We start from the raw sequence: 12,894 nt of genomic DNA, 5'->3' as shown, positions 1-12,894 counted from the left end.
ATGAGCGAAACGCCGGACACCTCCGCCGTGGAGGAAGCCACCGAGGCCAGCGCGGGTGGCGGCAAGCGCCGCGCCACGTTCAACACCCTCGCGGTCTCCGAGGTGCGCAAGCTGACCTCCGACTCCGTGGAGGTCACGTTCGAGGTCCCCGAGGAGCTCGTGGCGGACTACGACTACCTGCCCGGGCAGTACGTGGCCATCCGCGCGCAGATCAACGGCCACGAGGTGCGCCGCTCCTACTCGATCTGCGCTGATCCCACCCCGGGCGAGATCCGCGTGGCCATCAAGAAGGACATGGGCGGCGTGTTCTCCACGTGGGCGAACGAGCAGCTCGCCGCGGGAGACACCCTGGACGTGATGAACCCGCAGGGCGCGTTCACCTCCAAGGTCAACATCACCTCCATGAACGACCCCGAGAGGCTGGCCGAGCGGGAGGTGGCCAAGAAGCGCAACGTGCACCTGGTGGCCTTCGCCGCCGGCTCCGGGATCACCCCCATCATGGCGATCGCCCGCGCCCTGCTGCGCGCCTCGGACACCGCCGCGATGGACGTCATCTACGCCAACCGCTCGTCCATGGACGTGATGTTCGCCGAGGAGCTGGGCGACCTCAAGGACAAGTACCCCTCCCGCCTGGCCGTGCACCACGTGCTGTCCCGGGAGCAGCGGATCTCGCCGCTGATGTCCGGGCGGATCGACCACGACAAGCTCGAGGAGCTGCTGGACCACGTGATCCAGGTGGACTCCACGGACGAGTGGTTCCTGTGCGGGCCCTTCGAGCTCGTCCAGCTGTGCCGGGACGTCCTCAAGGAGCGCGGCGTGGACGAGTCCCGCGTGCGATTCGAGCTGTTCACCACCGGCAAGCCCACCACCCCGCAGGGTCAGCAGGGCCGCGTGGTCAAGGCGGACCCCAAGGGCGAGAACTACGAGATCGTCTTCAACCTGGACGGCACCTCCGCCCAGGTGAAGTCTCCCAAGTCCGCCGCGGAGACCGTTCTCAACGCCGCCCTGCGCGTGCGCCCGGACGTCCCCTTCGCGTGCGCCGGCGGGGTGTGCGGCACGTGCCGCGCCAAGGTCACCTCCGGCGAGTTCGAGATGGAGGAGAACTTCGCGCTCGAGAAGGACGAGGTGGACGCCGGGTACGTCCTCACCTGCCAGACCCGCCCCACCTCCGACCGGTTGAGCGTGGACTTCGACGCCTGACCCACCCGGATGACGACGACGCCGCACCCGGCCCGGGCGGCGTCGTCGCCGTCTCTGCCCGCTCGCGGTGCGCGCGACGTCGCACGGCCGTGCCCCGCACGGCGGCACCGCGCACGTGGCTGCCGCTCCCTCGTCGGCACGGCGCGCTGGTCCGCCCGGGCCGCGCAGCACACCGATTCCCGCTGGCACTCCGCACGCGAGACCCGAACCCCGAGGAGAACACCGTGATCGACCTGACCATCGAGGACGACATCGCCCGCGTGGTGCTCAACGCGCCCGAGAAGCGGAACTCGCTGGACCTCGGCGCCCTGCAGGAGCTCGCCGCGGCGTACTCGGAGGCCGAGGCCGCCGGGGTCCGCGCGCTACTGCTCACGGGTGAGGGCCGCGTGTTCTGCGCCGGTCGCGACATCTCCGCCGTGGACCCCGCCACCGACGACGCCGAGGGCTACCTCACCGGGACCCTGCTGCCCCTCATGCAGCAGATGTCGAGCTTCCCCGCTCCCACGTTCGCCGCGGTGCAGGGCGCGTGCCTGGGTGTGGGGCTGGGGCTGGCGATCGCCACGGACGTGGTCTACGTGGCGCAGGACGCGAAGATCGGCTCACCGTTCGCGGCCCTGGGCGCCATCTTGGACTCCGGAGGGCACGCGCTGTTCACCGAGCGCCTCGGGGCGCACCGCACCCTGGACCTGATCTACACCGGGGAGATGATGAGCGGGGCCGAGGCCGTCACCGCCGGGCTGTTCTCGCGGGCAGTGCCGACGGAGGAGCTCGCGGAGTTCACCGAGGAGCGCGTGGCGAAGGCCGCCCACGGGGCCACCCAGTCCTTCGTGGCGTCCAAGCGGCTCGTGGCGCAGGTCCGCGACGAACGCGCGGGCCTGTGGGACTCCATGGCCAGCGAGAGTGCGGTGCAGGCCGCCCTGACCGCCACCGCCGACTACCGCGAGGGCTTCAAGGCCTTCCAGGAGAAGCGCAAGCCGACCTTCACGGGCAGGGACTGACCCCGCAGTCGCCCCTCCCCGGCGACTGCGTTTGCTCCGCTAGTGCAGAAATCGGCTACCATTTCTGCGTTTGCTCCGTTGATGCAGCCGCAGGTCGGACATGGGCATCCCCCGCTCCCGTCCCGGCTTCTGCATTTACTCCGTGAGTGCAGAATCCGGCCGCCTTTTCTGCGTTTGCTCCGTTGATGCACGCGGCGGAGCACGCGGCGGCCACCTGCACACCGTTCGGCCCCGCCCCATCCCCTACGCTGTTCCCCATGGCCGGGACCCGAGACAGTGAAACCGCGCGGCGCTCCTCGGGGCGCACGGACCAGCCCCTCGAGGACGAGCTCGTGGACGAGTTCGAGAACACCGTGCAGGAGGGCACCGACCGGCTGCACCGGACCTGGCGGGCACTGGTGGTCACGGGTCTGTTCGGTGGCATCGACGTGGGCCTGGGCATCATGGCCATGCTCGCCGTCATGGACGCCACCGGTTCCAAGCTGCTCGCGGGCATGGCCTTCGGCATCGGGCTGCTGGCCCTGCGGCTGGCCCACTCCGAGCTGTTCACCGAGGACTTCCTGCTGCCGCTGAACGCCGTCGTGGCGGGGCACGGGTCCTGGTGGTCCCTGCTGAGGCTGTGGATCGTGACCCTGGTGGCCAACCTGGTGGGCGGTTGGGCGTTCATGTGGGTGGTGGTCGCCGCGTTCCCGGACTTCTCGTCCACCCTGGTGGAGATCGCCTCGGGCTACGTGTCCGACGGGTTCGGGATGGAGACCGTCTGTCTGGCGCTGCTGGCCGGGTCCACGATCACGCTCATGACACGCATGCAGCAGGGCACCAACGAGGACATGATGACCGCGGTGATCTCGCTGATCGGCGGGCTGCTGGTGGTGGGGCTGGGGATGCTCCACGGAGCGCTGAACTCCATCGTGGTCTTCGGCGCCATGCACACCGGGTGGGACTACTCCTACCTGGACTGGCTGGGCTGGTTCGCGTGGGTGATCCCACTGAACATGGTGGGCGGCATGGTGATCATCTCCCTGCCCCGCCTGCTGCGCACGTGGGAGCTGCTGATGGCCGAGCGCCGCGGGGAGAAGATCTCGGACGCGTCCTCCCAGGACGCCTGAGCCGCACGACGTCGCTGGGGGCCTTGGAAGCGCCGGCTCAGCCCCGGGCGCCCATGGTGAGGAACACCGCCGCGGCCACCCCGAGCCCCAGGGTCAGGACGGGCCGCGGGTCCTGGGCGGCCACCCAGCGGGTGACCCGTTCCACGGGGCGCGAGAGGGCGGGGATCTTCTCCCACGCCCAGGTGAGGAGCCAGTACGGGCCCACCACGGCCACCAGGAAGACGGCGAAGAACGCCGCCTGTCCCACCACGTGGTGCGTCAGCCCGGTGAAGAGTCGGCCCGCGATGTACATGGTCGCCGGGCCGCTCACCCCCACCACCGTGTTGAGGAACCCGAGGAGGACCATGTGCCGGGGCGAGTCCAGCTCCTCGGACCTCGGCGCACGGTGGGGCCTGCGGGGCCGGGTCCGCCAGCGGACGAGCTCCACGACCGCCGCCACCGCCAGGAGCACCCCGGCGGTGAGGTCCACGCTGCGGCGGACCAGCAGCTCCTTGGTGCGGTCCTCCAGCAGCGCGGTCAGCGTCTGCGGGTCCACCGTGCGGAAGACGAGCAGCAGCAGAGTGGTCCCGAGCACCATTCCCAGGGTCAGGAAGTGCACCGGACGCCCCGGTCTGGTGCGGTGGGTGAGAACCCGCAGCACGAGCGCGTAGATGGTGGGCGAGAACCCCATGACCAGGCCGAGGCCCAGCACGGAGACCACGCCCCCGACCAGTGCGCTCGCCGTCATGCCCGTCCGTTCGTCGTGGGTCCGCTCCTCGCGGGCCCAGCGTGGGGAACCCGCTCATTCCTGGTTCATCCTGACATGCGCGGGCGCGCCCGTGCTGCCCTGCCCGAACGCATGACGGTGTCCAGAGGTCGACAGCGCCCCCACCGGCTGGTTCCCCACGGATGGGCCCTCACCGGCCGGTTTCCGACGGGTTTTGTGCAGCTTTTGACGGAAATGGGCCCCCGAACGTCAAAAGCTGCACTTCATGTGCGGTGGTGCCGGTGCCATGCCACGGCGCATCCCGTCAGGAGCCCTGCGCGGCCCGCAGCACGTCCAGCATGATCGGGGTTCCGGTGATCGACCCGAGGTTCCCGTCCTCCACGAACACCGCGGCGGCGAGGTCCTCGTGCCCGGCGATCACCCACGAGTGGGTGCGGGGCGGGTCCTCGTTGCCGTACTCGGCGGTGCCGGTCTTGCCGACGGCGGTGTCCGGGGACAGGGACCCGAGATCCTCCAGGTGGCCGCTGGCCACGACCTCGCGCATCAGCGTGTGGAGGCCGGAGGACTCCCCGGCGGTCAGCGGGACGCGCGGAGCCGGCGCCGCGGCGGCGTCGTCCGCCTCGTCATCGCCCGCGCTCTCAGAGCCCGCCCCCTCGTCACCCGCGAGCAGCGTGGGCTGCACAAGCTTCCCGGCCTGCACGCTGGCGACGAACCGCGCCATTCCGAAGGGGGACACGAGGGTCCGCCCCTGCCCGAACATGGCGGCCACGTGCTCACCGGCCGGCTCCTCGGACGGGATGCTGCCGGAGAACACCGGTATGCCGGGGGTCATGTCCACACCCACGCCGAGGGACTCCGCGGCCTCCGCGAGGTTCTGCTGCGAGACCCGCCCGTGCTGGGCGGCGAACGCCGTGTTGCACGAGTGGGCGATCGCCTGGCGCAGCGGCACCCGCCCCTCGAACTGCTGCGGATAGCCGGAGAAGTTCGCCACGCTGGTCCCCTCGGCGGCGTAGGTGTGGGGGCAGTCGACGGTGGTGTCCGGGGTGTCCCCCTTGCGCAGCATGGCCAGGGAGGTGGCGATCTTGAAGGTGGAGCCGGGGGCGTACTGTCCGAGCGTGGCCGTGGGGTACCCCTTCGAACCGGCACCGTTCGCGACCGCCAGCACGGCGCCGTCGGAGGGCCGCACGAGCACCACGGAGGACGGCGAGTCCACGTCCTCCAGCGCGCGCTGCGCGGCCTCCTGCAGGGTGGCGTCCAGCGTCGTGTGCAGGTCCTCGCCCGCGCGCGGGGCGTGGGCCACGAGCTGGTGGACCTGCCCGGGTTCCAGGCTGCCGTCCGGGTTCGTGCCCACGCGGTCGACGACGACGCCCGGCGCGCCCCGCAGGCTCGCCTCGTGCTCCTGCTGCAGGCCCCCGCGGCCGATCCAGGCGCCCCGGGTGAGTGCCCCGTCCGAGTTCTCGAGGTCCTCCGCCGTGGCCTCGACCACCGAGCCGATGGTTTCGGCGGCGAAGCCCTTGCTCCGCCCGAGCACGCGGGTGTCCTCCGTGGCCTGCATGCCGGGGATCTTCTTCATCTGCGCCGCGTCCAGGGCCCGGAAGTCCTCCTCGCGCAGCGTCACGGCCTCGACCCACGCGTCGTCCGACGCCTGGGAGACCGCCTTCCGGTAGGTCCCGGCGTCGATGTCCACCGCCTTCGCAAGAGCCGTGGCCGCGTCCGAGCGCTGGGCCGCCGGGACCTTGCGGAGGTCCAGGCCCACGCGGTGCACGGGCTGGGACATGGCCAGCGGCACGTCGTCCGCGCCCAGGATCTCCCCGCGCTGCGGCTGGACCGTGCGGATGCGCAGCCCCTCGTTCCCATTCAACCCGGGTTCCACGACCGACGGCTGCCACGTGGACCGCCACCCGCCGTCGGCGCGAATGAGGTCCACGTCCGTGGTGTAGGTCCAGTCCTCGTCCGTCGCGGGCAGGTCCCAGCGCCACGAGAGCTCCGCCCGCGCGGTGTCCCCCTCCACCTCCGTGCCCGTGACCGTGACGTCCGGTTCGATGCCTCCGGTGGTGCGCAGGACCCGTTCCAGCTCGGTCTGCACCTCCTCACCCGTCCCGTTCGAGAACGCGAGGCCGGACACGTCCTCCGAGTGCAGGCCGCGGGCGAGGTCGTCCGCGGCGGACCGGGCGCCGTCGTCCTGCAGTGCCCCGCAGCTGCTGAGCGAGAGGGCGGCGACGACGCCGAGCACCAGGGTCCGGCGGTGCGTGCGGCGAGCGAGTGGATCGAGCATGGTGAGGGTTCCGTCCTGGGGTTCCTGCAGTGACTCGTTCACGGTAGGGAACGGGAATCCCATATGTCCAAGACTTTGAAGAGGCATCTGGCATAGGCTCGAAGATATGAAACACGAACGGGCGGGCAACCTGCTGCGCTGGGTCGAGTGCTTCCTGGTGGTCGCGGAGGTCGGACACATCGGACGGGCGGCCGAGATGCTCGGCATGTCCCAGCCGCCGCTGTCGCAGACCATCCGCAGGCTCGAGTCCGCCGTGGGCGAGACCCTGTTCCTGCGCCACGCCCGGGGTGTCAGCCTGAGCCCCGCCGGCCAGGCGTTCCTCCCGCGGGCCCAGGAGCTGATGGCCGCACGACGGCGCGTGCTCACCCTGAGCGAGGACGTCGCGCTCCTGGACCGCTCCGTGCGGATGCTCCTGCCGCGTTCCCTGCCCGCAGCATGGGTGGGCAGCCGCCTTCTCGCGCCCGGGGAGGACTTCGCCGGGGCGCGGTGGGCGAGCGCGCCGTCGTCGGAGATCGTGCGCGAGGTGCGGGGCGACCCCACCGCGGTGGGCGTGGTGGTGGCGCCGATCGTGACCGACGAGCTCGTGGCCCTGCCCGTGGTGGCCGTCGCCCAGGATCTGGTCACGAGCGCCGTCCTGGACCCGCCCGTCCCCCGTCGCGCGCTGCGCCGCGCCGTCGGCCCCGTGCTCCTCACCGCGCCGCGCACGGACGGGCCCGCCGCGCACGACGTCCTGGAAGCAGAACTCGAGTCCCTGGGGGTGGCCACCCGGCTCGAGGAGGTCGCGGACCCCCTGCAGCTCGCCGCCGAGATCCGGGTGGCGGGTGCCGCGGCCCTCGTCCCGCACGCGACGCCCGGGATGGACGGGCTCTCGCTGGAGGACGGGGTCCTGCCGCTCAGGCTCCGGGTGCTCCACCACCCGGACGCCGAGCCACCGGCGCAGCAGGCCGCGACCCTGCTGCAGACGTGCCTGAGCAGGTGTGGCGACGGTGAGCGCTGAGATGTGGGAGCGACCTGCGGCCGACGCCGTGCTGGGCCGCCTTGCCCAGGACGTCACCGGGATCCTGCGGGACGCGGACATGACGGGCGCCGTGGCCGTGCGCGTGATCGACGCCCCCGAGCTGCCCGCGTTCGGGTGGCGGGCGGACGAGGCGTTCCCGGCGGCGTCGCTGTACAAGCTCGTGGTCATGGTGGCCTTCTGCCGCGCGGTGGACCGCGGTGAACTGGACCCGACGGCGCTCGTGACCCTCCGCCCCGAGGACAGGGCGGACGGCCCCACGGGTCTCGCGATCTGCCAGGATCCGGTGCGGATCTCGTGGCGGGACCTGGTACGGCTGATGATGACCGTCTCCGACAACGCCGCCGGGCAGGCCGTGCTGCGCGAGGTCGGCCACGCCCGCATCCGGGACGTGCTGCGGGAAATGGGCCTGTCCAGCACCGTCGTCCGCCCGGGACCCGCACCCGACGCCGTCCCTGGGCAGGCAGTGTCCGTGGGCACGGAGCAGGCGCAGGATCCCTACCTGGTGCCCGACCCCGTCGGGTACGACCCGCTGCTCGTCTCCGCAACCACCGCCTCGGACCTGGTGGCGCTGCTGTGCGCCATCTGGCAGGACCGGGCCGCGTCGACTGCGCAGTGCGCGTTCATGCGCGAGGTGATGTCGCAGCAGGCCTGGGGCCACCGGTTCGCGGAGGCCTTCTCCTACCCCGGGGCCGGTGTCGCCGCGAAGACGGGATCGTTCGGGGCGCTGTGCCACGAGGCCGGCGTGATCTCCCACCCCGGGGAGAAGTCCATCGCGGTGGCGGTCCTGACCCGTTCCGTGCGCCGCGAACGGCAGATCGCGGTGTCCAACAGGATCGTCGGCCAGATCGCGCGGCACTGCGTGCGCAGCTACCGGCAGTTCCTCTAGTCCTCCAGGACGGGGCCCGTGAGGTGTTCCTCGATCCGTTCAAAGAGGTGCACGATGTCCCGTCTGCCCTGGCCCCAGTCGAAGATCGTGGTCCCCAGTCTGGGCTCCTCGAAAGCGTGGATCCGGGTTCCCTCCGCTGTGGACGTCACCATCACGCGAAGAGTCATGCCCCAGGTCGCCAGGTTCATACGGCGCAGCAGGGTCAGCTTCTCCCCCTGCTCGTCGACCAGCTGGAACTGCCCCGTGGCAGCGTGGCGAACAGCCTCCCTCACCGCCTCCGGGCTTGCCGGGACGAGGAGGCTCGCCTCGCTGCGCGCCGCCTGCGTCTCGATCTCGTACTCTCCGTGGGCGGCCGTCACGCGCCGTCGTCTCACCAGGGACGCGAGGGCCCCAGTACCAGCGGCAGCAGCACCATGAACACCGTGATCCCCCATGGCAGCTCCGTGAAGCTCGCGATTAGCCACAGGAGCAGAGCGGTGCACACTGACCACGCCACGATCCACACGCCCATCCGGGTGTCGCCCTCGTTCTCAGCCATCGGCCTCTCCTCACCGGGTCGCTGGGGTGCACCACAGCCCACGACTGTGTGCCGTGGTGGGAACTCTAGCCGGGGTGCCCTGCGCCCCGCGGCGCGCAGGGAGGCGCGGCACCCGGTCCCGCGGTGCGATCTTTAACGGAGCAAACGCACGATCGAGGGCCCCAGAGTGCGTTTGCTCAGTTTTTGCAGGGGTGACACGGGTGGCAGGGGCAGGGTCCCGGGGCGGCGGCGTCGTGAACGGCGCATCCCGCCTTTCTCCTCCCCGGTGCCCGGCCCTGTCCGCCCACCACCCCGGATTTTGTGCAGGTTGTGACGAAACCAGGCCGCGAAACGTCACAAGCTGCACTTTGTTCGAGGGGTGGGGGCAGAACGGGGCGCGGATCGTGCCCCGGGGCCCCGGTCGCGCCTCGTTTAGCTGTCCGAAAAAGGCACCGCCGGACCGTGGAGCCGCGGCGCCGGTGTCGTTAGCGTGTGCACCATGACCACTTCCGTATTTGACCTCGAGGGCTTCGACCGCTCGGTCCGCCCGCAGGACGACCTCTTCCGCCACGTCAACGGTGCCTGGCTGCGCACCGCGGAGATCCCGGACGACAAGCCCAGCACGGGCGCGTTCATCGAGCTGCGCGACAAGGCGGAGCAGGCGGTGCGCGAGATCATCACGGGCGCGAGCGCGGACGGTGAGCAGGCGGCGTCGTCCGCGGAGCAGAGCGCGGAGACGAAGATCGCGCTGCTGTTCGAGTCCTTCATGGACACCGAGCGCATCGAGGCGCTCGGCACCGAGCCGCTGCGCGAGGACCTGGATGCCGTGGCCGCGATCGACTCGCCGCGCGCCCTGTCCCGCTGGTTCGGCACGGCCATGCGCCGCGGGATGGGTGCCGCGCTGGACATCGACCTGGACTCGGACCCGGGGGACCCGCAGCGCAACCTCGTGTTCGTGGGTCAGGCTGGGCTGGGACTGCCGGATGAGGAGTACTACCGCGAGGAGCAGTACGCGTCCCTGCGCGAGAAGTACGTGGCGCACGTCCAGAAGATGCTGGAGCTCGCGGGGTACGACGACGCCGCGCAGCAGGCTCGCGCGGTCATGGACCTGGAGACGCGCATCGCCTCCCACCACTGGGACAAGGTGACCGTGCGGGACCTGACCAAGATGTACAACCCCATGAGCTTCGACGAGCTCGCCGGGCAGGTGCAGAACCTGGACTGGAACGCCGTGCTGGAGGGTGTGGGGCTGACCCCGGAGCACCTGAGCACGGTGGTCAACGCGCAGCCGAGCTTCTTCACCGGCCTGGACGGTCTGCTCACGCAGGACGAGCTGCAGGCGTGGAAGTCCTGGGCCCGCTGGAACGTGGTCTCCGCGCGCGCGGCCTACCTGCCCGAGGCGTTCGTGGCGGAGAACTTCGCGTTCTACGGCACGGCGCTGTCCGGCACACCGCAGCTGCGCGAACGCTGGAAGCGCGGCGTCGCGCTGGTCAACGGCGCGCTGGGCGAGGCCGTGGGCAAGCTGTACGTGGCGGAGAACTTCTCCCCCACCGCCAAGGCCCGCATGGACGAGCTGGTGGCCAACCTGTTGGAGGCCTACCGCGACTCCATCGAGACGCTCGACTGGATGACCGAGGAGACCCGCGCGGAGGCGCTGCGCAAGCTCACCGGTTTCACCCCCAAGATCGGCTTTCCAGAGAAGTGGAAGGACTACTCGGCGTTGGAGATCCGCGGAGACGACCTCGTGGGCAACGTGGTGCGCACTGCTCAGTTCGGTGTGGCCGAGCTCGCGCGCAAGGCTGGCAAGCCGGTGGAGAGGCACGAGTGGCTGATGACTCCGCAGACGGTCAACGCGTACTACCACCCGCTGCGCAACGAGATCGTGTTCCCGGCCGCCATCCTGCAGCCCCCCTTCTTCAACGAGGACGCGGACGACGCCGTCAACTACGGTGGCATCGGATCGGTGATCGGCCACGAGATCGGCCACGGCTTCGACGACAAGGGCTCCACGTGCGACGGCGAGGGAAAGCTGCGCAACTGGTGGACGGACGCGGACCGCAGCGCGTTCGAAGAGCGCACGGCCCGGCTGGTGAGCCAGTACGCGGCGCTGTCCCCGGCACAGTTCGACGGCGACGACGACGCTCCGCACCTCAACGGCGAGCTCACCCTGGGCGAGAACATCGGTGACCTGGGCGGACTGTCCATTGCCCACAAGGCATGGAAGACGGCCCAGGGGAAGAAGGGGAACCCGGACACCGAGAGCATCGACGGATACACCCCGGCGCAGCGGCTGTTCATCTCGTGGGGTTACGTGTGGCGGGAGAAGTCCCGCGACGAGGCGTTGCGCACGCGGATCGCCACCGACCCGCACTCCCCCGCAGAGTTCCGCGCGAGCCAGACGCCCCGCAACGTGGACGCATTCTACGAGGCGTTCGACGTCACGGACGCGGACGCCATGTGGCTGCCGGAGGAGGAGCGCGTGCGCATCTGGTGACACCCGCGCCACCTCGCACACGGCAGTGGCCGGCACTCTCCGTCCAGGAGGGTGCCGGCCACTGCCGTGCGGTGCGTGAGCCGCCGGTCAGACGTTCGAGCTGTTGAACTGGTCCTGCATCTCGGACATCGCGAACCCCCAGATGGCCATGAGGAAGATCACCCACAGCACCACCAGGATCAGCAGGGCCACCCCCACCCAGCCGAGGATCTTGCCAGCCGTCGCGCGGCCGCCCAGCTTCTCGGCCTTGGACGCCTGCCACACCGCGAACGGGGCCAGGAGGGGCAGCACCGTGACGCCGAGGATGCCCAGGACGAGCGAGGCATCCGTGCTCTTGAGCACCTGCTGCTGCCGCTGGGCGTCCTCCGGGCTGCCGGGGACGTACTCCCACCGGCCCGTGGGCTGCGCGTAGGGCTGGTACGAGTTGGTCGGGGCGGTCATGGCCCCTCGCCCGTGTGCGTCGCCGTTGCGGGCCGGGGCGTTCTGGCCGTCGACGTCGTGGCCTCGCCCCGTGCCGCCGGAGCACCTCTGGCCACCGCTCGCCTCGTCCTGGGCGCGCGCCTGGGGCCGATCCGCGGAGGGCTGACCCCCTGCTGCGGGCTGGTTGCTCGTACTCACGATCTGACCTCCGTGCCTTGACAATGTGCGAACACGACCATCCTGTCGCACGGGTCACACCCCCGGCAATAACCCTCTCCGCCGCCCCGCACGTGCACGGCGCGGCATACCATCGGTGGAAGTGGCCGCACCCATCCAGCCCGAGGAGAACCGTGACCCGCCCCGAAGACCCTGCCGCGCGACGTCGTCGTGGAACCGTCAGCGAACGGCTCCTGCGCGGCGGCACGGAACCGGACCCGCGGTTCACCCTGGCCAACGAGCGCACGTTCCTCGCCTGGATCCGCACTTCGCTCGCGTTCCTGGCCGGAGGCATAGCCGTGGAGGCATTCACGGGTGACGTCTTCGACCTGGTCGTGCGGAAGCTTCTGGCCGTGGTCCTGCTACTGCTCGGCATGCTTCTCAGTGCGGGCTCGGCCGTTCGCTGGCTCAACGTGGAGCGCTCGATGCGCCACGGGGCGCCCCTTCCGCTGCCGCTGATCGCACCGCTCGTGGCCGTGGGCGGGGCGATTGCGTCCGGCGTGCTCGTCGCGGTGGTGCTGACCCGGTGAGAGCCGCGCCCGCTTCCGTGCCCTGCCCCCACGAGGACCCGGGGCTGCAGCCCGAGCGGACCGCGCTGGCGTGGGGCCGCACCATGATGACCCTGTGCACCGCGGCCGCCATCTACCTGCGCTGGCTGCCCACCCACGGTGTCTTCGTGCTCTGCCTGCTCGCTGTGGCCCTGTGCCTGGCGGGCGGGATCTACGCGACGCAGCGACGCCGCTACCGCCGCGCCGCCACGGGGATCGCCGGGGAGCGGCTCACCCCGGACGCGGTGGCCGTGGGCCTGACGGCCGGGGCGTGCGTGGTGCTCGGGGCGCTTGGCCTCGTCACCATCCTCGTTTTCTGACGAGTTGTAGACACTTCCGCCCACCCGGGCGTGGGAACGGGCCACGGAATCGGCTGACGCCGCATAATAGCGGTCAGCCGTCGCGCCTCCTGCGCCGGCACCGGACCAACACTTTTGGGAGCACCCAGTGGCCTCATCCTCGACCGGTGGGGGAAACAGCCAGGCGGTCCCCGCACCGACCGCCCCG

Annotated in this window: 13 protein-coding genes; 8 read left to right on the top strand and 5 right to left on the bottom strand. The window is 70.9% G+C overall.

The window, feature by feature from the left end; translation table 11 throughout:
• The 3 genes from paaE to D8M39_RS01145 all read left to right on the top strand — a co-directional run bounded on the left by paaE (position 1) and on the right by D8M39_RS01145 (position 3,307).
• Positions 1 to 1,200, top strand: a complete 1,200-nt coding sequence (gene paaE, locus D8M39_RS01155) for a 1,2-phenylacetyl-CoA epoxidase subunit PaaE (protein WP_126874221.1) — start codon at positions 1 to 3, stop codon at positions 1,198 to 1,200.
• Between the two features lie 224 nt (positions 1,201 to 1,424).
• Positions 1,425 to 2,198: an enoyl-CoA hydratase/isomerase family protein gene (locus D8M39_RS01150; RefSeq protein ID WP_126874220.1), complete on the top strand. Its 774-nt coding sequence runs from the start codon at positions 1,425 to 1,427 to the stop codon at positions 2,196 to 2,198.
• A 257-nt stretch (positions 2,199 to 2,455) separates the two neighbouring features.
• Positions 2,456 to 3,307, top strand: a complete 852-nt coding sequence (locus D8M39_RS01145) for a formate/nitrite transporter family protein (protein ID WP_055082389.1) — start codon at positions 2,456 to 2,458, stop codon at positions 3,305 to 3,307.
• A gap of 37 nt (positions 3,308 to 3,344) precedes the next feature.
• Here D8M39_RS01145 and D8M39_RS01140 read toward each other — a convergent pair whose 3' ends face one another.
• Positions 3,345 to 4,034, bottom strand: a complete 690-nt coding sequence (locus D8M39_RS01140) for a hypothetical protein (protein WP_055082355.1) — start codon at positions 4,032 to 4,034, stop codon at positions 3,345 to 3,347.
• Positions 4,035 to 4,317: 283 nt separating this feature from the next.
• A complete protein-coding gene (locus tag D8M39_RS01135; protein WP_161971370.1) occupies positions 4,318 to 6,288 on the bottom strand; it encodes a penicillin-binding transpeptidase domain-containing protein in 1,971 nt (656 codons plus the stop codon).
• Between the two features lie 106 nt (positions 6,289 to 6,394).
• Between D8M39_RS01135 and D8M39_RS01130 the strand changes: the two genes are divergently transcribed.
• Positions 6,395 to 7,285, top strand: a complete 891-nt coding sequence (locus tag D8M39_RS01130) for a LysR family transcriptional regulator (RefSeq protein ID WP_055082351.1) — start codon at positions 6,395 to 6,397, stop codon at positions 7,283 to 7,285.
• The gene (locus D8M39_RS01125; RefSeq protein ID WP_126874218.1) at positions 7,275 to 8,192 is read left to right on the top strand and encodes a serine hydrolase; all 918 of its coding nucleotides are present in this window, start codon (positions 7,275 to 7,277) and stop codon (positions 8,190 to 8,192) included. Before D8M39_RS01130 ends, D8M39_RS01125 begins: the two co-directional genes overlap by 11 nt.
• Here D8M39_RS01125 and D8M39_RS01120 read toward each other — a convergent pair.
• Positions 8,189 to 8,551, bottom strand: a complete 363-nt coding sequence (locus D8M39_RS01120; RefSeq protein WP_094393155.1) for a hypothetical protein — start codon at positions 8,549 to 8,551, stop codon at positions 8,189 to 8,191. The two genes, D8M39_RS01125 and D8M39_RS01120, sit on opposite strands and share 4 nt — an antisense overlap.
• A gap of 11 nt (positions 8,552 to 8,562) precedes the next feature.
• Complete coding sequence (locus tag D8M39_RS12530; RefSeq protein WP_153245893.1) at positions 8,563 to 8,730, bottom strand: hypothetical protein; 168 nt, start codon at positions 8,728 to 8,730, stop codon at positions 8,563 to 8,565.
• Between the two features lie 478 nt (positions 8,731 to 9,208).
• On the opposite strand from D8M39_RS12530, the gene D8M39_RS01115 reads away from it, so the two are divergent.
• Positions 9,209 to 11,203: a M13 family metallopeptidase gene (locus D8M39_RS01115; protein WP_094393156.1), complete on the top strand. Its 1,995-nt coding sequence runs from the start codon at positions 9,209 to 9,211 to the stop codon at positions 11,201 to 11,203.
• 87 nt (positions 11,204 to 11,290) lie between these two features.
• On the opposite strand, the gene D8M39_RS01110 is transcribed toward D8M39_RS01115, so the two are convergent.
• A complete protein-coding gene (locus D8M39_RS01110; protein WP_194074918.1) occupies positions 11,291 to 11,821 on the bottom strand; it encodes a DUF4190 domain-containing protein in 531 nt (176 codons plus the stop codon).
• 152 nt (positions 11,822 to 11,973) lie between these two features.
• Between D8M39_RS01110 and D8M39_RS01105 the strand changes: the two genes are divergently transcribed.
• Together D8M39_RS01105 and D8M39_RS01100 are read left to right on the top strand one after the other, a co-directional pair.
• Positions 11,974 to 12,369, top strand: coding sequence for a YidH family protein (locus tag D8M39_RS01105; protein ID WP_238693896.1), 396 nt, complete (start codon positions 11,974 to 11,976; stop codon positions 12,367 to 12,369).
• Positions 12,366 to 12,707, top strand: a complete 342-nt coding sequence (locus tag D8M39_RS01100; RefSeq protein WP_126874217.1) for a DUF202 domain-containing protein — start codon at positions 12,366 to 12,368, stop codon at positions 12,705 to 12,707. The genes D8M39_RS01105 and D8M39_RS01100 overlap by 4 nt, the downstream gene beginning before the upstream one ends.
• Positions 12,708 to 12,894: the final 187 nt, after the last annotated feature.

This window comes from Kocuria sp. HSID17590 (genome assembly GCF_003989485.1).
In the GTDB taxonomy this organism is placed as follows: Bacteria; Actinomycetota; Actinomycetes; order Actinomycetales; family Micrococcaceae; genus Kocuria; species Kocuria salsicia.
This window is presented reverse-complemented; position numbering and strand designations above follow the sequence as displayed.